This is a genomic window from Streptomyces sp. WAC03905 (assembly GCF_057371075.1).
Genome location: NZ_JBXYDZ010000003.1, coordinates 2,992,651 through 3,012,043, shown reverse-complemented (window position 1 = coordinate 3,012,043; position 19,393 = coordinate 2,992,651). Strand labels below are relative to the sequence as shown.

Here is a 19,393-nt window from a genome sequence, read left to right as displayed (position 1 = left end):
TCGCTCACGTATACGTCGTCAGGAGTAGACCGTGCCGCTTCCGCCGCATCAGTCCCTGCAGGTAGCCGCCGTGAAGAGCCTTCAGGGTCCTGGGGCACGCCCGTCGGCCGTGCCGAGCCCGCGGGTGCCGGCCAGGGCGGCGGAAGACGGCCCATGGCACGCAGAGGCGGTGTGCCGCCGCGACGAGGCCGGGCTGTTCTTCGCGCCGTCCAAGGAGCCGACGGCCGCCCGGCTCTCCCGCGAGGAGGCGGCGAAGCGCGTCTGCGCCCGCTGCCCGGTCATGGTCGCCTGCCGGGAGCACGCGCTGCTCCAGCCCGAGCCGTACGGGGTGTGGGGCGGCCTCACCGCCGCCGAACGCCGCGTGGTGCTCGCGCGGATGCGGCGCCGGTCCGCCGAGCTGCGCCAGGCCCCCGGAGCGGGGTCCATAGCCGCCGCGGGCTGAGTCCGGCGCCCCGGCGCCGGCCGTGCGCCTTCCGCACCCCGGTACCGGCCCCCGGCGCCGGCCGTCCGCCTTCCGCACCCCGGTACCGGCCCCCAGCCCCCGGCTCCCGGTCCGCGTCACACCTCACGGACGTGCCGTACGTGGCGCCGTACGTCCCCCACGCCAGTCACGCGGACACGCGAGAGGGGCGGTCACCCCCGCACAGGGTGACCGCCCCTCTCGCGTCGTGCCCCCGCCCCCTACTGGGCGCGGTCGAAGTCGATGGCGCTGTACGCGCGCAGCTTCGACAGGCGGTGCGTGGAGTCGATCTTCCGGATGGTGCCGGACTTGGAGCGCATGACCAGCGAGGACGTCGTCGCCGTCTGGGAGCGGTAGTGCACGCCGCGCAGCAGCTCGCCGTCGGTGATGCCGGTGGCGACGAAGAAGACGTTGTCGCCCGAGACGAGGTCGGTGGTGGTGAGCACCCGGTCCAGGTCGTGCCCGGCGTCGACGGCCTTCTGGCGCTCGGCGTCGTCCTTGGGCCACAGCTTGCCCTGGATCACGCCGCCCAGGCACTTGATGGCGCAGGCCGAGATGATGCCCTCGGGGGTGCCGCCGATGCCCAGGAGCAGGTCCACGCCGGTGCCCTCACGGGCGGCCATGATGGAGCCGGCCACGTCGCCGTCGGAGATGAACTTGATGCGCGCGCCCGTCTCGCGGATCTCCCGGACGATGCCCTCGTGGCGGGGGCGGTCCAGGATGACGACCGTGACGTCCTCGGGGTGCATGCCCTTGGCCTTGGCGACCCGGCGGATGTTCACCGAGACGGGGGCGTTGATGTCGACGAAGTCGGCGGCCTCGGGGCCGGTGACCAGCTTGTCCATGTAGAACACGGCGGACGGGTCGAACATCGTGCCGCGGTCGGCGGCCGCCAGGACGGCGATGGCGTTCGGCATGCCCTTGGCGTTCAGCGTGGTGCCGTCGATCGGGTCCACGGCGATGTCGACCTCGGCGCCGGTGCCGTCGCCGACCTGCTCCCCGTTGAAGAGCATCGGGGCTTCGTCCTTCTCGCCCTCGCCGATGACGACGACGCCGTTCATCGAGACGGTGGAGATCAGGGTCCTCATCGCGTTGACCGCGGCGCCGTCCGCGCCGATCTTGTCGCCGCGGCCGACCCACCGGCCGGCGGCCATGGCGGCCGCCTCGGTGACCCGTACGAGTTCGAGCGCGAGGTTGCGGTCGGGGGCCTCCGGGGAGACTTCGAGCTGGGGCGGCAGGTTGTGCTCGGTCATCGGAGCGCACCTTTCTGTACGGCGACGGCCGGGAAGTGAGGGTGCTGGAACTCTATCGGTACGTCGACATATTGAGCAGGGCGGGTCACGTATGAGCGGAATATCGGTCATTCGATTGTCCTGAGCGGACGCCTTGCGTCCCCGTGCGCGGACGCGGCGGGCGAGTCAAGGGTGCGCCGCGCGGCGCGCCCGCGCGACCCCGGCGGTGATCGCCGCCCGGGGATGCGGGACCATGGTGCCGTGGCAGGTATGAAAGGCAAGCAGACGGTCTGGGACATGGTCCGGTCGCTGGCGGTGATCGGTGTCGTCGTCGCCGGTATCTACGTCTTCGTCCCGCATGACGACAAGGCCGATCCCACGCGCACGGTCGACTACCGGGTGGAGACCCTCACGGCCCGGCGCGCGGCCCCGTACCCGGTGGCCGCCCCCGTGGGCCTCCCGGAGCAGTGGCGCGCCACCTCGGTGACGTACGAGCGCAAGAAGGCCGACGCCTGGCACCTGGGCTTCCTCGACCCGGAGCAGCAGTACGCGGCGGTCGAGCAGTCCAGCGACACCTCCGGCAAGTACCTTGCCCGGGTCACCCGCAACGCCACGGCCTCCGGACAGACGCAGCAGGTCGGCGACGCGGCCTGGGAGCGCTGGGAGGGCGAGAAGTACGACGCCCTCGTGCGGCGGGAGCAGGGCCACGTCACGGTGGTGACCGGCACGGCCTCCTTCGAGCAGCTCGGCACGCTGGCGGCGGCGCTGGAGTTCAAGCAGGGCACGTAGGCACGTAGGCACGTAGGCACGTAGGCGCGTAGGGCGGCCCGGCCTCCCGGCCGGCCTGGCGCCCGACGCGCAGGGGTGCGCGGCGGTGCGCGGCCTCCACGACGAGAGGGCCGTGCGCCCCGGTATGACGAGAGGGCCGTGCGCCCCGGTATCCCGGGGCGCACGGCCCTCCTCACGTGCTTGCGGCGGTGTTACCGCGGCCCTGCTCAGACGGTGGTGATGACCTCGTCGATCGAGAGGCGCGGGGAGCGCGGGAACCACGCGTCCTCGCCCGGCTTGCCGATGTTGACGACCATGATCGGCGTGTGGTCGTCGTCCAGGAACTCCTTCTGGATGCCCGCGAAGTCGGCGCCGGTCATCGGACCCGCGGCCAGACCGGCGGCGCGGATGCCCAGGATGAAGTAGCCGGCCTGCAGCGAGGCGTTGACCAGCGAGGACTGCTCGCGGCTCGGGCGCTCGGCGAAGAAGAGGTCCTTGGCCTGCGGGAAGTGCGGCAGCAGCTGCGGCAGCTCCTCGTGGAACTCGTTGTCCGCGGAGAGGATCGCGACCAGCGGCGCGGCGAGGGTCTTGGCCCGGTTGCCCTCGGCCATGTGCTGCACGAGGCGCTCGCGGGCCTCGGCGGAGCGGACCAGCGTGATGCGCAGCGGCGTGCCGTTGAAGGCGGTGGGGCCGTACTTCACCAGGTCGTAGATCGCCTGGACCTGCTCCTCGGTCACCGGCTCGTCGGAGAACGAGTTGGCGGTGCGGGCCTCGCGGAACAGCAGGTCCTGCGCGGCGGAGTCAAGTACGAGAGACATCGGAAAGCCTTCTTCCATACGGTGGTGAAGCGATGTCACCGACTCTACGACCGAAGTAGATGAATTTTCAACTAAACCGGGGTGCTCGTGACCCGGATCACTCCTCCCCGGCGGCCTCGCGCGCCGCCAGCGCCGAGTCCAGCCGGGCCCGGGCCCCCTCCAGCCAGTGCCGGCAGACCCTCGCCAGCTCCTCGCCGCGCTCCCAGAGCGCCAGGGAGTCCTCCAGCGAGGTCCCTCCGGCTTCGAGCTTGCGGACCACCTCGATCAGTTCGTCGCGGGCCTGCTCGTATCCCAGCGCCGTCTCGGCCTCTGTCATTCCCTGCTCCACCCTAGGTTTGTCGTGCGACCGCATGATTGCGGCCGTGTGTCATCACTCCGAAGCGAGCGACTCGTCCGGGACGGCGCCGCGGGCCCCGGAGCCCTCCGGTGCGCCCGGGCTCTGCGCCGGGGCGACCTCCACGGCGAACGTGCCCTCCGCCACCCGGGCGCGCAGCACCTCTCCCGCCGCCACCTCCTGCGGTGAGCGCACCACGTGCCCGTCCGCCCGCTGCAGCACGGCGTACCCGCGCTCCAGCGTCGCGGCCGGCGACAGCGCCACCACCCGGGCCAGCGTGTGGGACAGTTCCGAGTCCGCCCGGTCCAGCAGGTGCCCCAGCGTGCGCCGGCTGCGCGCCAGCAGCGCGTCCAGCTCGTCCTCCCGCATCTCCACCATGCGCTGCGGGTGCACGAACACCGGCCGGGCCAGGGCGTGCGCGAGCCCGCGCTCCTCCCGGTCCAGCAGGGAACCCACCGCCCGCAGCCCCCGCGCCTGCAGCTGGCGCACCCGCTCCAGCTCCTCGCCGACGTCCGGGACCACCTTCTTCGCGGCGTCCGTGGGCGTGGACGCCCGCAGGTCCGCGACCAGGTCCAGCAGCGGGGAGTCCGGCTCGTGGCCGATCGCCGAGACCACCGGGGTACGGGCGGCGGCGACCGCCCGCACGACCTCCTCGTCGGAGAACGGCAGCAGGTCCTCCACGCTGCCGCCGCCGCGCGCCACGATGATCACATCGACCTCGTCCATGGCGTCGAGTTCCTTCACCGCCCGCACCACCTGCGGCACGGCGTGCACGCCCTGGACGGCGACGTTGCGCACCTCGAACCGGACCGCCGGCCAGCGCCGCCGGGCGTTCTCCAGGACGTCGCGCTCGGCCGCCGAGGCCCGCCCCACCACCAGCCCGACCAGCTGCGGCAGGAAGGGCAGCGGCCTCTTGCGGTCCGGCGCGAAGAGCCCCTCGGAAGCCAGGGACCGCTTGAGCCGCTCCAGCCGGGCCAGGAGCTCGCCGATCCCGACCGGCCGTATCTCCGTCGCCCTCAGGGACAGCTGCCCGCGCGGGGCGTACCACTCGGGCTTGGCCAGCAGGACGACCCGCGCGCCCTCCGAGACGACGTCCGCGACCTCGTCGTAGACCTGGCGGAAGCAGGTCACGCTCACCGAGATGTCGTGCGAGGGGTCGCGCAGCGTCAGGAAGACCACCCCCGCCCCCGGCCGCCGCGAGAGCTGCGTGATCTGCCCCTCCACCCACACCTGACCGAGGCGCTCGATCCAGCCCCCGATGAGCCGGGACACCTGGCCCACCGGCAACGGCGCCTCGGCCGACGTATTCAGACCCATGTACGCAGGCTATCCGTAGCGGCTGACAGCGTCTCAGGCTCCCGTGCCGTCGTCGTAAGTGTCGGAGGCCACGGCCGCCTCGCGGGCGCCGGGCGGCCCGGCCGGCCGGCGGCGCCCGCGCTGCGCGAACAGCACGCCCAGGCCCACCGCCAGCCACACCGCCCCCACCAGCTGCGCCGCCCGGGACGCCTCGACGATCACCGTGACCGTCACCGCCGCCCCGAGCACCGGCACCACCAGGTGCTTCCACCAGTTCGGCGCGCCCTCCCGGCGCCGGACCACGAACCAGCCCACCACCGACGCGTGCAGCAGGGTGAAGGCCACCAGCGCCCCCACGTCCACCACGGACACCAGATGGTCGAGCCCGTCGTCACGCCGGGCCGCCCACACGGCGGCGACCAGCGTGACCGCCGCCGTCACCAGCAGGGCGACCCGCGGAGTGCCGTGCGAGGTACGCGCCAGCGCCCGCGGCAGCCGCCGCTCCCGCGCCATCGCGAACACCAGCCGGCCCGCCGCCGCCTGCCCCGCCAGGGCCGCGAAGGCCGCCCCGACCGCCTTGCTGATCGCCACCAGGTCGTGCAGCCAGAAACCGACCGAGGACTCCACCGCGGTGTAGAACGCCGGCCCCTGCCGCACCGGATCCGCCGCCAGCTCCGCCGAGGACACCGGCATCAGCAGCGCCCCCAGATAGCTCTGGACGACGAACAGCGCCCCCGCCAGCCCCAGACAGAACAGCACCGCCCGCGCCACGCGCTCCGAGCCCCCCGTCACCTCCTCCGCGAAGGAGACGATGGCGTCGAAGCCCAGGTAGGACAGGACCGCCACCGACACCGCGCCCAGCACCGCGGCCGTGCTGAAACCGAGCGGGCCGTCACCGGTCAGCGGCGAGAGCCAGCCGCGCCGGGGCCCGTCCTGCACCAGCACGACCGCCGCGGCCACCACGAACACCGCCAGCACCAGGATCTCCATGGCCAGCACGGCGAAGCCCACCCGCGCGGCCACCCGTACGCCCCAGAGGTTGAGCCCCGTGGTCACCACGACCGCCAGCGCCGTCCACACCCACCGCGAGACCTCCGGCACCAGCGCGTTCATCGCGATCCCCGAGAAGAGGTACGCGACCGCCGGGATCAGCAGGTAGTCCAGCATCGCCATCCACCCGGCGATCAGCCCCGGCCCCTCGCCCAGGCCCTTGCGGGCGTAGGTGAAGACCGAACCGGCCTGCGGGGCGACCCGCACCATCTGCGCGTAGGAGAACGCCGTGAAGGCCATCGCCACCGTCGCGACGAGGTACACCAGCGCGACCGCACCGTGCGACCTGGCGTCGAGCGTGCCGAAGACCCCGACCGGGGCCATCGGGGCGATGAACAGCAGCCCGTAGACGACCAGATCCCGGAAGCCAAGGCTCCGCCGCAGCGCCGCGGGCGCCGGGGCTCTGCTGGAACCGGTGGCGGACGCCATCATTCCTCCGGGTGACGGGTAGGGCGCGGATACGGAGCCTCCCGGTCAGTCTGTGCCGAACGGGCGACGTCCGGCCTGCTGGAGACCCCCGTACGATGGAGCACATGACTGCTCCCGCCCCTGCTCCCGCTTCCCGCCGTGTCCTGCTCGCCGCGCCCCGCGGCTACTGCGCGGGCGTGGACCGAGCCGTGATCGCCGTCGAGAAAGCCCTTGAGCAGTACGGGGCGCCGGTGTACGTCCGCCACGAGATCGTGCACAACAAGTACGTCGTCCAGACCCTGGAGAAGAAGGGCGCCATCTTCGTCGAGCGGACGGAGGAGGTGCCCGAGGGCAACATCGTGATGTTCTCCGCCCACGGCGTCGCCCCCGTCGTCCACGAGGAGGCGGCGCGCGGCAAGCTCGCGACGATCGACGCGACCTGCCCGCTCGTCACCAAGGTCCACAAGGAAGCCATCCGCTACGCCAACGAGGACTTCGACATCCTCCTCATCGGCCACGAGGGCCACGAGGAGGTCATCGGCACCTCCGGCGAGGCCCCCGACCACATCACCATCGTCGACGGCCCCCACGACGTGGACAAGGTCACCGTCCGCGACGAGTCCAAGGTCGTCTGGCTCTCGCAGACCACGCTGTCGGTCGACGAGACGATGGAGACGGTGGACGCGCTGAAGACGAAGTTTCCGCTGCTCGTCTCGCCGCCGAGCGACGACATCTGCTACGCCACCTCGAACCGGCAGGCCGCCGTCAAGGTGATGGGCGCGGACTCCGACCTGGTCATCGTGGTCGGCTCGAAGAACTCTTCGAACTCGATCCGGCTGGTCGAGGTCGCCAAGGACGCCGGCGCGAAGGCCGCGTACCTCGTCGACTTCGCGAGCGAGATCGACGAGGCCTGGCTGGAGGGCGTCACGACCGTCGGCCTCACCTCGGGCGCCTCGGTGCCGGAGGTCCTGGTCGAGGAGGTCCTGGAGTGGCTCGCGGCCCGCGGCTACGCCGACGTGGAGATCGTCAAGACGGCGGAGGAGTCGATCACCTTCTCCCTGCCGAAGGAGCTCCGCCGGGACCTGCGGTCCGAGGCCGCGGAACTGGTCGCCGACAAGTAACTCGTTTCGTACGGTATGTCCATGCAGATCTTCGGCGTGGACATCGGCGGGTCCGGGATCAAGGGTGCTCCCGTGGACCTGGAGCGAGGCGACCTGGCGCAGGAGCGCCACAAAGTACTGACACCACAGCCGGCCACCCCCGACGGGGTGGCCGGCTGTGTCGTCGAGGTGGTGCGCCACTTCGACTGGGACGGCCCGGTGGGCGTGACCTTCCCGGGCGTGGTCACGGGCGGGATCACCCGCACGGCGGCCAACATGGACAAGTCATGGATCGGCGTGGACACGGCGGCGCTGCTCTCGCGCGGCCTCGACGGACGGCCCGTGACGGTGCTGAACGACGCGGACGCGGCGGGCGTCGCCGAGATGACGTACGGGGCCGGACGCGGGCGGGGCGGCACCGTCCTGCTCCTCACCCTGGGTACGGGCATCGGCAGCGCGCTCTTCACGGACGGGCGGCTGGTCCCGAACACGGAGCTGGGCCACCTGGAGCTGAAGGGTCACGACGCCGAGACGCGGGCGTCGGTGAAGGCCAAGGAGGACGGCGACCTCACCTGGGAGCGCTGGGCGCACCGGCTGAGCAAGTACATGCAGCACGTGGAGATGCTGTTCTCGCCGGACCTGTTCGTCATCGGCGGCGGCGTCAGCCGCAAGCCGGAGAAGTTCCTGCCCCTGATCGAGGGCGTCCGGGCCGAGATCGTCCCGGCCAGGCTGCAGAACAACGCGGGCATCGTGGGAGCGGCGATGGCGGCGAAGGGATAGGGGCAGGGGCAGAGAGTCGGGGCATGGTCGGGATACGGGGCACGGTCAGGCGACGCGGCGGGGCAGGCGGCGCCGGCCGATGAGCACGGCCTTGCGCACCAGCGCGATCAGTGCGGCGACGAGCGTCCCCGCGTACAGCCAGCCCGCGTGCAGGGACAACGCGGAGACCAGCCCCATCAGCTGACCGCCGAAGCCGCCGGAGCCGCCCGAGATGGGCCACACTCCGGCGGCGAAGGCGATCGGGACGCCGATCGGCGCGGTGATCAGGTCCGCCGGCCGCACCCAGAGCGCGGTCGCGGCCGCGACGGGCGGGAACAGCAGCCCGTAGACGAAGAGCGAAGAGCTGAAGAGCAGCCAGCAGACGCCGGCGACGAGCACCATCGAGGTGCACGCGAACAGTCCGCCGCCGAGGCCCGTCAGCCGGGGCCGGGGCATCCGGCGCACCGGCGCCGGCCGCGGCGCGCCGCCGCTCTGCGCGGGCACGCCCGCGGGCCGCGGACCCCTGCGCTGGGCCGGGGGTCGCTGCGGGTGAGGGGCCGGTCGCGTCCTGTATTGCTCCACCCCACCAAATTAGGCGGGAGGAGGGCCGGATCCGGGCCCGGACACGCGACATCCACCGCCACTCATCGGAAAGTAAACTGTCCGGTGGCCCACTCCCGGGCCGCCGCCCCCTCCAGCTACGGGAAGTCGCCAACGTGTCGCTCACGATCGGAATCGTCGGCCTGCCGAATGTCGGCAAGTCGACCCTGTTCAACGCCCTGACCAAGAACGACGTGCTGGCGGCCAACTACCCGTTCGCCACCATCGAGCCGAACGTCGGCGTCGTCGGCGTCCCGGACCCGCGCCTCGCCGTCCTCGCGGGCATCTTCGGGTCGCAGCGGGTCCTCCCGGCGACGGTCGACTTCGTCGACATCGCGGGCATCGTGCGCGGCGCCTCGGAGGGCGAGGGCCTCGGCAACAAGTTCCTCGCGAACATCCGCGAGTCGGACGCCATCTGCCAGGTCATCCGCGCCTTCAAGGACGAGAACGTCGTCCATGTCGACGGCAAGGTCTCGCCGAAGGACGACATCGAGACGATCAACACCGAGCTGATCCTCGCCGACCTCCAGTCCATCGAGAAGGCCGAACCGCGCCTGGCGAAGGAGTCCCGCCTCCAGAAGGAGAAGGTCGCCGTCCTCGCGGCCGTCGTCGAGGCCAAGAAGATCCTCGAAGCCGGCGACACCCTCTTCTCGAAGGGCATCACGAAGGGCACGGAGCAGGGCGACCTCCTGCACGAGCTGCACCTGCTCACCACGAAGCCGTTCCTGTACGTCTTCAACGTCGACGAGGACGAGCTGACGGACGACGCCTTCAAGGCGGAGCAGAGCGCACTGGTCGCCCCGGCCGAGGCGATCTTCCTGAACGCCAAGCTGGAGCAGGACCTCTCCGAGCTGGACGACGAGGAAGCCCTGGAGCTCCTCCAGTCGGTCGGTCAGGACGAGCCCGGCCTCGCCACCCTGGGCCGCGTCGGCTTCGCCACGCTCGGCCTGCAGACCTACCTGACGGCCGGCCCGAAGGAAACCCGCGCCTGGACCATCAAGCAGGGCGCGACGGCCCCGGAGGCGGCCGGCGTGATCCACACCGACTTCCAGCGCGGCTTCATCAAGGCCGAGGTCATCTCCTTCGCGGACCTGGTCGACTGCGGCTCGGTGGCCGAAGCCCGCGCCAAGGGCAAGGCCCGCATGGAGGGCAAGGACTACGTCATGCAGGACGGCGACGTGGTGGAGTTCCGCTTCAACGTCTAAGCAGTCTGTGACTGCACGCTGGATAATCCGTCAAGAGTGCAGGTCGGAAGGGGTCGGCTCCTGAATGGAGTCGACCCCTTCGTCGTCATCGTGCTGGATGGGTGCTGGATATTCTGACGCTGGATCAGCCAATGTCAGGTGTCGTACACGGTGGAGCGGTGTCTGACGTGAACCACCCAGACCACCAGCTCTCCGTCGTCGATCGTGTAGACAACTCGGTAGTCGCCGACTCGCAGGCGACGGCGTTCAGGCTGCGATACGAGTGCGGTCGTGTTGAAGCCGAGGGGATCGCTCTCCAGTTCGGTCAGTTTGACCAGGATGCGCAGCGCCATGTCGCGCGGGATCTTCCGGAGTTCGGCCTGAGCCTCGGGACGGAAGACGGTTCGGTGCTCACTCACCGCGGGCCAGCGTCTCCCTCATGATGTCTTCGATCGGGATGCCGGGTGCTGGGTTGGCCATGCGCTCGTCGATGATCCGGTTGATTTCGCGCTCTTCCCACTCCTGGTACTTGCGCAGCACCTCGATGGAGACGACGGCGGCGACTTCCTTGCCTCGGCGCGTGATGACCGTGGGCACGTCGTCGCGATCCGCGCGCTCCACGACTTCCGCCAGGTGGGCGCGCACGTCGCGGATGGACTCTATGGGCAGCGGCTGCGTCATGCGCTCAAGTGTACCGAGTGTCCCATGTGTACACCACTCTGGTGCTGGTGTGCTGGACCATCACGTCCAGAACCGCGTCTTTGCAGGTCGGAGCTCTGTGCTGCACGTTCCGCTTCGACAGCTGGCAGTTCGCGCGCTGCGGCAGGCGTGCGGTGCGGAAGGGGTCGGACTCGGCGAGTCCGACCCCTTCCGCATTGCCCGACCGACCTGCCGCAGGGGCCCTCAGCCGCTCCGCGGCGGCGTCAGCTTGTCGAGGTCCAGGCTGATCGCGAAGGGCACCGGGCGCTTGAGGGTGCCCCGGAAGATGCCAGCGGGCGCGTAGACGCCGGTCGGTTCGTCGAGCTCGTAGACGTGGACGACGGGTGCCCCCTCCTCGTCCTCGATGCACCAGTAGTGCGGGATGCCGGCCTCCGCGTACTTGCGGAGCTTCACCGTGCGATCGCGATGGGCGGACTCGGGTGAGACCGCCTCCACGACGAGCTTCACGTCCTCCGGGGCGTACCAGGTGCGATCGGGGTCGTAAGGCAGGTTCGTCAGCAAAAGGTCCGGCTCGGGACGGTTGCGGGCATCGAGGCGGATCGTCATCTCCCGCTCCACCTCGAAGTCGGCCGGCGCCTGCGCCATGAGCGTGGTGGTCAGGGCGGTGACGAGGCGGCCGTGCCAGGACCTCTGGGGCGACATCATGAAGACGAGGGCTCCGTCGATCAGCTCGGTGTGGCGGGGTGCCTCGGGGAGGCGGTCGAGGTCCTCCGCGAACCAGCCTTCCGCGCGCGGCGGGCGCATCCAGTCGGGCAGTGCGGTCATGGCCTCAAGGTAGCGCCTGCGGCTCTTGTCGAGCATTGAGACGGCAAACCGCGGGGGTGAGGTGACGCGCGGGCATCGCGTTCCGGCGGACGCTGCCCGGCACCTGGCTGGACATTCGCGATCCGCTGCGCGCTACGGCCCTTGCCCGCGCGGCGCCCGGCGCGACGGGCTCGACGCATCGCGCCTGCCGTCCGGGCGCCGCGCCGACCGACCGCCGGGAGCGCTCGACGTGCGTCTCGACAGCCGCGCCACCCAGCAGCGGCTGCGCACCAGGCTCCAGGCTCCGGGGAGCCCGGGAGTTCCCGGGCGGCGCGTAGGCCGCACGCACCGCGGGGCGGGGTGGGAGAGAGCGGCATAAAGTGGGTGTAAAGGTACTCCAGGTGGGTTCGGGAGGCGTGATGTCCGTACGGCCCGACGCGTCGCCGCAGCGCGCGCAGCATGATCCCGAGGACACGCTCAACCAGCTCGGCAGCTCGTGGCACTGGGCGCTCGGAGTCGCCCTCGCCACCCTGGTCCCCGGCATCCTCGTACTCGTCTGGCCCGACGAGACGCTGCACATCCTGGCCGTGATCATCGGCTTGCAGCTCCTCGTGGCGGGCGGGTTCCGCTTCGTCTCGGCCTTCTCGCACAGCAACGACGCCGGCGGCAGCCGGCTGGCGAGCGTGCTGATCGCGATTCTGGCCTTCCTCGCGGGCGTCCTCGTACTGCGTCACCCGATGCAGACCATCGGCGCGCTGTCCCTGATCGTCGGAGTGTTCTGGCTGATCACCGGTGTGCTCACGGCGTACGTCGCGATCGCCGACCGGCTCCTCCTCCACCGCGGGCTGCTCTTCGGCCTGGGCGCGCTCGGTACCGTCGCCGGCATCGTCGTGCTCTGCTTCCCGGTCGACTCCGCGGTCGCCCTGACGCGCCTGCTGGGTCTGTGGCTCGTCCTGCTCGGCGTGTTCGAAGTGGTGATGGCCCTCGTGATGCGCTCCGCCACCCGCCGGATCGTCGCGTCGAAGTAGCGGGCCGAGAGGGACGGCGCCGCCTGACGGCGCCGTCCCTCCCCGCTCTCGCTCGGGGCCCCGGCTCAGAGGCCGCGTACCGAGGCCACCGTGAAGGTGGTCGGGGTGCCCGTGGAGGGTTCCATGGGGCCGCCCTTGTCGAACTGCGAACGGACCACCAGGGTGCGGCCCGGCACGCGCGCGAGGGTGGTGGGGATCTGCAGCGACGGATCCGTGATCGTACGGGTCAGCCTGGCGCGGGTGCCGTCCGCGCCGACCTGCCACCGGGTCAGCGTGTTGGTGACGTTGTGTGCCACGCGCAGGGTGCCGTCGGGGGCCAGGTCGAGGCCGTCGGCGGCCTTCAGGTCCCCGCCGGTGAGGGCGACCCGGCGGACGGCGCCGGTCCGCAGGTCGACGCGGTACAGGTCGCCCGCCGTCATGTCGACGGTCAGGAGATAGCGGCCCGCGCGGTCGGAGGTGATGCCGTTGAGGCTGAAGGTGCCGGCCGGGCGGGGGCGCAGGGCCGGGGCGAGATCGTAGGCCTCGGTCAGGACGCCGCTGCCGGCGGCCAGTTGCCGCGGGGTCACGCGGTAGATCACGCCGCGGCTGCTGTCCGTCAGGTACGCCGTGCCGTCCGGGGTGAGTGTCAGGTCGTTCACGAAGCGCGCCGAGGTCCCCGCCGCCACCTCGAAGTGGGCCAGCCGGGCACCGGTCGCGGTGTCGTAGACGGCCACGCCCCTGGTGGAGTCGGTGACCCAGAGCCGGCCGCGGGCGTCGACCCGCAGGCCGTTCGCGGTGTGGCGGCCGTCGGTGCCGGAGGGCAGGAACACCTCGGCCTCGGACCGGCCGGGCCGGGCCCGGTAGACGGTGCCGTCCGCGTACGAGCCCACGTAGACGGTGTGCGTACGGGGATCCGCGGCGATGCCCTCCGGATAGACCTTCGCGCCGGGCAGGGTGAAGGCGGTGGATATCCGGGCGTCGCCCGCCGGGGTCCGCGCCGCGGCCGGAGCGGGCGCCGCCGCGGCGAGGGCGAGGGTGAGGGCGAGGGCGCCGGCCAGCGAGGCCGCCACTCGGGCGGGCCTCATCCGAGGCATCGCCACTGCCGTGGCCTGTGCCGCCGCCGTGGTCCTTTTCGCCGCAGCGGTCTTCGTCATCGCGTTCGTGTCCGTGTCCGTGTGCGTGTCCGTCTTCTGCGTCATCGCGTGCCCCGTTCGATGTCCTCTATCGATCATGTGGGGTTGAATGTATGTTAGAGCTCTAATGCATGCAAGGGTCGGGCCGTAGGATGCGCCCATGACCTCCATGGCCCCCGAGGAGCGCATCGGCTCTCACATCAAGCGCGCCGAGCAGGCACTCCTCGCGGCGAAGAACGCGGCCTGCAAGCCCGCGGCAGTAACGGTTCCGCAGTACGCCGCCCTGCTCTGGCTGGCCGAGAAGCCCGGCATCTCCGCCGCCGCGCTCGCGCGCCTGTGCGGGGTGACGCCGCCGACCATGAACACCGTGCTGAAGAACCTCCAGGAGCGCGGGCTCATCGAGCGGACCCCGCACGAGTGGCACCGCAACGTGCTGGAGACCCGGCTCACCGACGAGGGCCGCACGGCTATGGAACGCGCGGACGCGGGTGCGGTGCGGGTGGAGCGCGCGCTCGCCGCCGCGTTCACCGAGAAGGAGCGGGCGCTGTTCATCGAGCTGCTCGGGCGGTGCGCGGAGGTACTCGACGCCGAGCGGTGATCTCTCCGCCCGCACGGGTCCACGCATGTTTTTTGCTCGAATTTGGAACTGTGCGGGTGGTTTGCTCATCAGGACTTAGGGGAGACCAGCCGCTCTGCCCTCGGGGGCAGTCAAGACCGTTCGGAGCGAAGTTCGTGCACCAGTACCCGCAGCGCCCGCGGCCTGACGATCAGCCGTCGTACCAGGACCACCCGCCCCAGGGGTACGGCGGCCAACAGCCCCCGCAGCGCGGGCAGCAGCAGACGTACGAGGTGCCGTCGCCCTACCCGGGCCGGCCGCCGTACGGTGAGCCGCCCTACGGTGAGCCCTCGCTCGCGAACGGGTACCCGCACCAGCCCGAGGCCCCGCAGCCCAAGCGCTCCCGCCGCCGAATATGGATCAGCGCCGTGGTCGCCCTCGCGCTCCTCCTCGGCGGAGGCGGGTTCGCCGCCTGGAAGCTCGACTGGTTCTCGGGCAACGGCGAGGCGGTCACCTTCGGCAAGAACCCGTCCACGCCCCCGGCCGCGGGCTCGTCCGACGCCGGCTCGCCGAGCGCCGAGGCCAAGCCGTCCGGCGACCCGGACGTGCTCATGCCCGCCGGTCCGAAGTCGGAGTTCAAGCAGACCGCCAAGCTCGACGACGGCACGATCATCGCCAAGACCCGTCTCACGGGCGCGAAGTCGGGCTTCGAGGGCGACGTCTGGGTGTGGGCCCCCAAGCAGTACGACGACCCCAAGTACGCGAAGAGCGGCTTCCCGGTGCTCATCGCGCTCCCCGGCGGCAACGGCTTCCCGAACAACTACTGGGCGGACACCAGCCTGGGCCTGCAGAAGGCCATCACCGAGGGCGTCAAGGCCGGCACCAGCCTCCCGTACATCGTGATCATGCCGGTGCTGAACCCGGACGCGAAGTACTACTACGACGGCTCCGACATCCCCGGCCAGGCCAAGATGGGCACGTGGATCGCCGAGGACGTCCCGGACTTCGCCAAGGCCAACTTCCGCACCTACAAGTCCCGTGACGGCTGGGCCTTCATGGGGTCGTCCTCGGGCGCGTTCGTCGGCATGAAGACGGTCCTGCAGCACCCGGACAAGTTCAAGGCGGTCATCGCCAGCGGCGGCGAGATCGTCCCCGATTCCCCGCTGTGGAAGGGCCACCAGGCGGAGATGGACGCGAACAACCCGGAGAAGCTGGCCCAGAAGCTGATCGACAGCAAGGGGCCCGAGGTCTACATCAACTTCCAGGTGGGAACCAAGGAGTCCGGCAAGGACCGCATGGTGCGGTTCCAGCAGCAGTACGGCAAGGGGCCGGTCAAGACGACCATCCGCGACATCCAGAACGGCGAGCACAACGGCTGGCACTACGTCCGGGGCATGAAGGAAGGCTCCCTGGAATGGGTCAGCAAGGTCCTGAAGGCCCCGAAGCCGGAGGGAAGCTGAGCCGAGGGGCCGGAGCTCCCGCGGCCGGCAGGCGGGGCGGGGCGGGGGCTTCGGGGGGCGGGGCCGGTAGGCGCGGCGGGGGCTTCGGGGGGCGGGGCCGGTAGGCGCGGCGGGGGCTTCGGGGGGCGGGGTCCCGGCCGGGCGGTATCAGAGAGGTCCTGGGGTTTCCCGTCAGTCCCATCGTCTTCCGTGTCGGGCCGGCCCCTCAAGGGCGCTCCCTGCGGTCGCGTCGCTTCGCGATGTCGCTGCGCTCCACCCTTGACCGCCCGTCCCGCCACGGAAAATTCGAGGACTGCCAGGAAGCCCCCAGAAGAACGGGCCGGGCGTTCCGTTCCAGGGACGGGCACCTCAGCGATGCGAGCCGGTAGCCGGGGCGCCCCAAATCGCTACGCGCTCCTGTCGGGTGGCGTCCGCGAGCCTCTGGGGCTGGGCATAAGCCGCCACCAATCGCTACGCGCTCCTCAACGACGGCGTCCGCAGGCCTCTCGGGCTGGTCATAGGCCGCCATCTATCGCTACGCGCTTCTGCGAGACGGCGTCAGCGAGTCCCTGTGGTTGGGCATAGGCCGCCCACTATGGCCGGGCTTTCTCGATCACGCGTCTGCGGTCTGTCTGGGGCTGGCCAGAAGCCGCAGAAACCTTTCCCTTTCTCCTCACGGACGGCGTCCGGCGCCCCGGCCACGAACAAGCGGTCGAAATCGGCGAGCGGGAGGGCGATCCATCGGCCCAGCCGATGCCAACCCCGGACAAGACGATGGTGGGATCCCAGCGGTCGGTACAGAAAGGGGCGATTGGGGCATATTGAAGGCCTTGTGTGGCTCCCACCCGCCCTGACATGGATTGGGATCGCTCCGGCCGTCATCTGATGCTTTTCCGTCCCGTGGGAGAACCTGAGGGTGTCCGTGAGGGGCGATGGAAGGTTTCTGCGGCCTGCGACCAGCCCAGGACGAACTGCAGACGCGTGATCGAGGAGCGCGCCCATGCTGGGCGGCCTATGCCCAGCCCGAGAGGCTCGCAGGCGCCGTCTCGCCGAGCGCACAGCGACTGGTGGCGGCTTATGCCCAGCCCAAGAGGCCTGTGGACGCCGTCGTCGGGGAGCGCGTAGCGATTGGTGGCGGCTTATGCCCAGCCCCAGAGGCCTGTGGACGCCGTCGTCGGGGAGCGCGTAGCGATTGGTGGCGGCTTATGCCCAGCCCCAGAGGCCTGTGGACGCCGTCGTCGGGGAGCGCGTAGCGATTGGTGGCGGCTTATGCCCAGCCCCAGAGGCCTGTGGACGCCGTCGTCGGGGAGCGCGTAGCGATTGGTGGCGGCTTATGCCCAGCCCCAGAGGCTCGCGGACGCCGTCGTCGGGGAGCGCGTAGCGATTGGTGGCGCACCCCTGACCCCGTTGCGCGTCTCCGACGCCCCGTCCGCTTGTCGAACGCCCGGCCCGTTCTTCTGGGGGCTTCCTGGCAGTCCTCGAATTTTCCGTGGCGGGACGGGCGGTCAAGGGTGGCCGAAGGCCATCACGCAGTGACGCGACCGCAGGGAGCGCCCTTGAGGGGCCGGCCCGACACGGAAGACGATGGGACTGACGGGAAACCCCAGGACGTCTCTGATGCCGGTCGAGTGGATCCCGTCCTCCCTCGAAGCCGCCGCCGCGCTGTCGTGTCTCCCGTCTCTGTCCCGGCCCCCGCCCCCGCCCCGCCCCCGCCCCCGCCCCCGCCCCCGCCCCCCCCCCGACGGCGCCGCGTGGTGCTCGCCACGTCACCCCCGTCCCAGGCAACCCGCGGCGTCGTTCATACCTCTGTAAAGGGTGTAAGGGGGACCGATCGGTCCGGCCCGCGCTCCGAGGTGAGCGCCGGAGAAGGAACGGGACAACAACCGTGCAGCATGACCAGCAAGGCGACGGCAGCCCCATGACCACGGGCCCCCGTCGCCCCCACCGCCTGCGCCTGCTTCTGATCGGCGGCGGTATCGCGCTCACCCTCGCCGGGGGCGGCGCGGCAGCGTACAAGTTCGGCCTCTTCTCGGACATAGGGGATCCGGTCTCCTTCGGCAAGGTCCAGGTGCAGGAGAAGACGGCCACCGCCTCCCAGGCCCTGCCGGAGGTGCTCATGCCCACCGGCCCGGCGGCTTCGTTCGTACGGACCAGCCGCCTGCCCGACGGCACCCAGATCGGCAAGGCCACCCTCACCGGCAAGAAGTCCGGCTTCACGGGGGACGTGTGGGTGTGGGTGCCGAAGGAGTACGACGAGCCGAGGTACGCCCAGAGCGGCTTCCCGGTCCTGATCTCCCTGCCCGGCGGTCGCGGCTACCCCACGAACTACTGGGGGACGGGCCCCGGCCTCGGCCTCCAGCAGGCGGTCAGCGACGGCGCCAAGTCGGGCAAGAGCCTGCCCTTCATTTTGATCATGCCGGTGACCAACGCGGACACCAAGCACCACTTCGACGGATCGGACATCCCCGGCCAGCCCAAGATGGGCACCTGGATGGCCGATGACGTCCCCGATTTCGCGAGGGCCAATTTCCGGACCTTCACCTCCCGCGACGGGTGGGCCTTCATGGGTTCCTCGGCCGGCGGATTCAACGGCTTCAAGCAGCTGCTGAAGTACCCCGACCGGTTCAAGGCGGCCATCGCCAGCGGCACCGACATCGTGCCCGACTCCCCGCTCTGGAACGGGAACACGCAGGCCATGGACGCGAACAACCCCGAGAAGCTCGCCGCGAAGCTGATCGACACGGGCGGTCCCGATGTCTACGTCAACTTCCAGATCGGGACCAAGGAGACCGGCCGCGAGCAGGCCGAGAAGTTCATGAAGGAGTACGGCAAGGGCCCCGTGCACACCTCGCTCCAGGTGATCCAGGATGGTGAGCACAACGGAAAGTCGTACGTGCGCGGCATGAGGGAGGGCTCTCTGGAGTGGATCAGCAAGGTGATGAAGGGACCGACACCCGCTCCCGGCGTGCGATGAGCACGGTGGTGAAGGGGGCATCGGCGGCTGCCGCGGCGGGCATCGCGGCGGTGTGCGCCATGGCCTTCATGAAGGCCCCCGGCGAGCGGCCGGTGCTCCCCTTCCCCACCGTCGGCGTCCTCATGGCGGGCGGCGAGCACTGGTGCACGGCGAGCGTCGTCGACAGCCCGAAGGGCAATGTCGTCGCCACCGCCGCGCACTGCGTCGCCCCCGCCGGTGAGGACGGGCAGCCGGGCGAGGTCGCCCACGACGGCCTCGCGATCGGCGAGCTCTCCTTCGCCCCGGCCTTCTCCGGCGAGGGCGACGGCACCCAGCCCCTGGGGGTGTGGAAGGTCAAGGCGATCCACGTCGACGACCGCTGGACCAAGTGGGGCGAGGACACCGCGGACTTCGCCTTCCTCACGATCGCGCCGGACGAGGACGGGCGCAGCGTCCAGGAGGCCGTCGGTGGTCGCGCCGAGGCGCCCCGGCCCGAGTGGACCTCCGGCTACGAGCGGGACGTCACCGTCGTCGGCTACCCGGAGTCCGACCACAACCCGCAGAACAGGCCCGTCTCCTGCACCACGCAGACCCGCCACGACGAGGAGGACCCCGACATGCTCTACATGAGCTGCGCGGGCTTCTGGACGGGCACCAGCGGCAGCCCCTGGATCGCGGACCGCGGTGGACCGGATCCCGCCGGGCACCTCATCGGGGTGCTGAGCGGCGGGGACACCGATGTGGACTCCACGGCCGCGCTGTTCGACGAACGCGCGAAGGCGCTGTACGAGCGGGCCGCGCGGGGCTGAGCGTCCCCTGTTCCCGTCCCCGT

Annotated in this window: 20 protein-coding genes; 10 read left to right on the top strand and 10 right to left on the bottom strand. The window is 71.0% G+C overall.

Annotated features, from left to right (window positions below; genetic code table 11):
• The first annotated feature begins 31 nt into the window (after window positions 1-31).
• Window positions 32-442: a WhiB family transcriptional regulator gene (locus AC2RP6_RS15855; protein WP_486446792.1), complete on the top strand. Its 411-nt coding sequence runs from the start codon at window positions 32-34 to the stop codon at window positions 440-442.
• Between the two features lie 239 nt (window positions 443-681).
• Here AC2RP6_RS15855 and glpX read toward each other — a convergent pair whose 3' ends face one another.
• A complete protein-coding gene (glpX, locus tag AC2RP6_RS15850) occupies window positions 682-1,713 on the bottom strand; it encodes a class II fructose-bisphosphatase (protein WP_486446791.1) in 1,032 nt (343 codons plus the stop codon).
• 249 nt (window positions 1,714-1,962) lie between these two features.
• Between glpX and AC2RP6_RS15845 the strand changes: the two genes are divergently transcribed.
• Window positions 1,963-2,481 (top strand): DUF4245 domain-containing protein, encoded by a 519-nt coding sequence (locus AC2RP6_RS15845; RefSeq protein ID WP_486450352.1) that lies wholly within the window; start codon window positions 1,963-1,965, stop codon window positions 2,479-2,481.
• A gap of 206 nt (window positions 2,482-2,687) precedes the next feature.
• Here AC2RP6_RS15845 and AC2RP6_RS15840 read toward each other — a convergent pair whose 3' ends face one another.
• From AC2RP6_RS15840 to AC2RP6_RS15825, 4 genes are all read right to left on the bottom strand, one after another.
• Window positions 2,688-3,278: a malonic semialdehyde reductase gene (locus tag AC2RP6_RS15840; protein ID WP_486446790.1), complete on the bottom strand. Its 591-nt coding sequence runs from the start codon at window positions 3,276-3,278 to the stop codon at window positions 2,688-2,690.
• 97 nt (window positions 3,279-3,375) lie between these two features.
• The gene (locus AC2RP6_RS15835) at window positions 3,376-3,594 is read right to left on the bottom strand and encodes an exodeoxyribonuclease VII small subunit (protein ID WP_486446789.1); all 219 of its coding nucleotides are present in this window, start codon (window positions 3,592-3,594) and stop codon (window positions 3,376-3,378) included.
• A 54-nt stretch (window positions 3,595-3,648) separates the two neighbouring features.
• Window positions 3,649-4,929, bottom strand: a complete 1,281-nt coding sequence (gene xseA, locus AC2RP6_RS15830; RefSeq protein ID WP_486446788.1) for an exodeoxyribonuclease VII large subunit — start codon at window positions 4,927-4,929, stop codon at window positions 3,649-3,651.
• 33 nt (window positions 4,930-4,962) lie between these two features.
• Window positions 4,963-6,387 carry an APC family permease gene (locus tag AC2RP6_RS15825; RefSeq protein ID WP_486450351.1) on the bottom strand — a complete coding sequence of 475 codons (1,425 nt, stop codon included), beginning with the start codon at window positions 6,385-6,387 and terminating at the stop codon, window positions 4,963-4,965.
• Window positions 6,388-6,482: 95 nt separating this feature from the next.
• Here AC2RP6_RS15825 and AC2RP6_RS15820 point away from each other — a divergent pair, with 95 nt between their 5' ends.
• Both AC2RP6_RS15820 and ppgK read left to right on the top strand, forming a co-directional pair.
• Window positions 6,483-7,487 (top strand): 4-hydroxy-3-methylbut-2-enyl diphosphate reductase, encoded by a 1,005-nt coding sequence (locus AC2RP6_RS15820; protein ID WP_387124464.1) that lies wholly within the window; start codon window positions 6,483-6,485, stop codon window positions 7,485-7,487.
• A gap of 21 nt (window positions 7,488-7,508) precedes the next feature.
• Window positions 7,509-8,246 carry a polyphosphate--glucose phosphotransferase gene (gene ppgK / locus AC2RP6_RS15815; protein ID WP_486446787.1) on the top strand — a complete coding sequence of 246 codons (738 nt, stop codon included), beginning with the start codon at window positions 7,509-7,511 and terminating at the stop codon, window positions 8,244-8,246.
• Window positions 8,247-8,291: 45 nt separating this feature from the next.
• Here ppgK and AC2RP6_RS15810 read toward each other — a convergent pair whose 3' ends face one another.
• A complete protein-coding gene (locus AC2RP6_RS15810; protein WP_486446786.1) occupies window positions 8,292-8,681 on the bottom strand; it encodes a DUF6542 domain-containing protein in 390 nt (129 codons plus the stop codon).
• A gap of 260 nt (window positions 8,682-8,941) precedes the next feature.
• Between AC2RP6_RS15810 and ychF the strand changes: the two genes are divergently transcribed.
• Window positions 8,942-10,030 (top strand): redox-regulated ATPase YchF, encoded by a 1,089-nt coding sequence (gene ychF / locus AC2RP6_RS15805; protein ID WP_486446785.1) that lies wholly within the window; start codon window positions 8,942-8,944, stop codon window positions 10,028-10,030.
• A 134-nt stretch (window positions 10,031-10,164) separates the two neighbouring features.
• On the opposite strand, the gene AC2RP6_RS15800 is transcribed toward ychF, so the two are convergent.
• The 3 genes from AC2RP6_RS15800 to AC2RP6_RS15790 form a co-directional block, all read right to left on the bottom strand.
• Window positions 10,165-10,428, bottom strand: coding sequence for a type II toxin-antitoxin system RelE family toxin (locus AC2RP6_RS15800; protein WP_486446784.1), 264 nt, complete (start codon window positions 10,426-10,428; stop codon window positions 10,165-10,167).
• On the bottom strand, window positions 10,421-10,690 hold the full coding sequence (locus tag AC2RP6_RS15795) for a type II toxin-antitoxin system Phd/YefM family antitoxin (RefSeq protein ID WP_019434848.1): 270 nt from the start codon (window positions 10,688-10,690) through the stop codon (window positions 10,421-10,423). The genes AC2RP6_RS15800 and AC2RP6_RS15795 overlap by 8 nt, the downstream gene beginning before the upstream one ends.
• 222 nt (window positions 10,691-10,912) lie before the next feature.
• Window positions 10,913-11,494 carry a Uma2 family endonuclease gene (locus AC2RP6_RS15790; protein WP_486446783.1) on the bottom strand — a complete coding sequence of 194 codons (582 nt, stop codon included), beginning with the start codon at window positions 11,492-11,494 and terminating at the stop codon, window positions 10,913-10,915.
• 398 nt (window positions 11,495-11,892) lie between these two features.
• Between AC2RP6_RS15790 and AC2RP6_RS15785 the strand changes: the two genes are divergently transcribed.
• Window positions 11,893-12,501 carry an HdeD family acid-resistance protein gene (locus AC2RP6_RS15785; RefSeq protein WP_486446782.1) on the top strand — a complete coding sequence of 203 codons (609 nt, stop codon included), beginning with the start codon at window positions 11,893-11,895 and terminating at the stop codon, window positions 12,499-12,501.
• A 65-nt stretch (window positions 12,502-12,566) separates the two neighbouring features.
• On the opposite strand, the gene AC2RP6_RS15780 is transcribed toward AC2RP6_RS15785, so the two are convergent.
• Window positions 12,567-13,565: an SMP-30/gluconolactonase/LRE family protein gene (locus tag AC2RP6_RS15780; RefSeq protein WP_486446781.1), complete on the bottom strand. Its 999-nt coding sequence runs from the start codon at window positions 13,563-13,565 to the stop codon at window positions 12,567-12,569.
• A gap of 208 nt (window positions 13,566-13,773) precedes the next feature.
• Here AC2RP6_RS15780 and AC2RP6_RS15775 point away from each other — a divergent pair, with 208 nt between their 5' ends.
• The 4 genes from AC2RP6_RS15775 to AC2RP6_RS15760 all read left to right on the top strand — a co-directional run bounded on the left by AC2RP6_RS15775 (window position 13,774) and on the right by AC2RP6_RS15760 (window position 19,370).
• The gene (locus tag AC2RP6_RS15775) at window positions 13,774-14,211 is read left to right on the top strand and encodes a MarR family winged helix-turn-helix transcriptional regulator (RefSeq protein WP_486446780.1); all 438 of its coding nucleotides are present in this window, start codon (window positions 13,774-13,776) and stop codon (window positions 14,209-14,211) included.
• A 134-nt stretch (window positions 14,212-14,345) separates the two neighbouring features.
• On the top strand, window positions 14,346-15,629 hold the full coding sequence (locus tag AC2RP6_RS15770) for an alpha/beta hydrolase (RefSeq protein WP_486446779.1): 1,284 nt from the start codon (window positions 14,346-14,348) through the stop codon (window positions 15,627-15,629).
• A 1,897-nt stretch (window positions 15,630-17,526) separates the two neighbouring features.
• Window positions 17,527-18,582, top strand: a complete 1,056-nt coding sequence (locus AC2RP6_RS15765) for an alpha/beta hydrolase (RefSeq protein WP_486446778.1) — start codon at window positions 17,527-17,529, stop codon at window positions 18,580-18,582.
• Window positions 18,583-18,590: 8 nt separating this feature from the next.
• Window positions 18,591-19,370 carry a trypsin-like serine peptidase gene (locus tag AC2RP6_RS15760; RefSeq protein ID WP_486446777.1) on the top strand — a complete coding sequence of 260 codons (780 nt, stop codon included), beginning with the start codon at window positions 18,591-18,593 and terminating at the stop codon, window positions 19,368-19,370.
• Window positions 19,371-19,393 lie beyond the last annotated feature (23 nt).